Genomic DNA, 1,247 nt, shown 5'->3' on the forward strand with positions numbered 1-1,247 from the left:
GTGACCTGCTCCCCGAAAAATCCCTCGTTTGAGGCTGGAGTTTTCGCGTAATGATCCCAGGCTGGGATGGAGCGAAAGCGATGAAGGCATCGAAGTTCACGGACGCACAGAAGGCGTTCATACTGAAGCAGGGCGAGGAAGGGATTCCGGTCGCGGAGGTGTGCCGCAAGGCCGGGATCAGCCAGGCCACGTATTTCAACTGGAGTGAAGCGGAATAGAAATCGCACTGCGATTTCCCGCAAAACAAGTATGGCGGCTTGTTGCCGTCGGAGATGAAGCGATTGCGGGAGCTCGAGGAGGAGAACTCCCGGCTCAAGCGGATCGTAGCCGATCTCACCCTCGACCGCGAGATTTTGCAGGACGTCATCAAGCGAAAGCTTTGAAGCCTGGCCGCAAGCGCAAGCTGGTCAACGAGGTGTGTTACGACTGGACGGTCTCGATCCGGCGGGCCTTCGGGCTCCTGGTCCTCGATCCGAAATCCTATCGCTACACCTCTCGCCGGCGCGACCAGGCTGCTCTGGAACTGCGCATCCGGGAGATTTGTGAGACGCGTGTCCGATACGGCTATCGGCGCGTCTACGTCATGCTGCGGCGTGAAGGTTGGGTAATCAACATGAAGAAGGTTCGACGGATCTACAACGAACTAGGCCTGCAATTACGCAACAAAACGCCGAAGCGATGGGTCAAGGCCAAGCTCCGGGACGACCGCAGGGAGGCAACAGGCTCCCACGATGCCTGGGCGGTGGACTTTGCGCACGACCAGCTGGCGAGTGGCCACAAGATACGCATACTGACGCTGATCGACATTTACTCACGCTACTCGCCTGTCATCGATCCGCGGTTCAGCTATCGCGGCGAGGACGTTGTTGCCACGCTCGACCGTGTGTGCGGCAAGATCGGCTATCCGAAGACGATCCGGGTCGACCAAGGGTCCGAGTTCGTCTCCCGGGATCTCGACCTCTGGGCCTATGCAAACAATGTAACGCTGGATTTCTCACGGCCCGGAAAGCCGACAGACAATGCCTTCATCGAGTCCTTCAATGGGCGGTTCAGGGCAGAATGCCTGAACCAGCACTGGTTCATGAGCCTCGCCGATGCGAGGGAAAAGCTGGAGGCTTGGCGTGGAGACTACAACACGGTAAGACCCCACAGCGCGATCGGGAACAAGCCCCCGATTACGCTGATGAATCACCTCGGCGAAACCAGCCCGCTAAGGTGAGGAAGCGCCAAAAACTCCAGCCCCGAAT

Annotated in this window: 1 pseudogene; it reads left to right on the forward strand. The window is 58.6% G+C overall.

The window, feature by feature from the left end:
- The first annotated feature begins 80 nt into the window (after positions 1-80).
- Positions 81-1,219: pseudogene (locus tag HY36_RS12660) on the forward strand (IS3 family transposase).
- The last annotated feature ends 28 nt before the right edge of the window (positions 1,220-1,247 follow it).

It is taken from the genome of Hyphomonas atlantica corrig. (assembly GCF_000682715.1).
Lineage (GTDB): Bacteria > Pseudomonadota > Alphaproteobacteria > Caulobacterales > Hyphomonadaceae > Hyphomonas > Hyphomonas atlantica.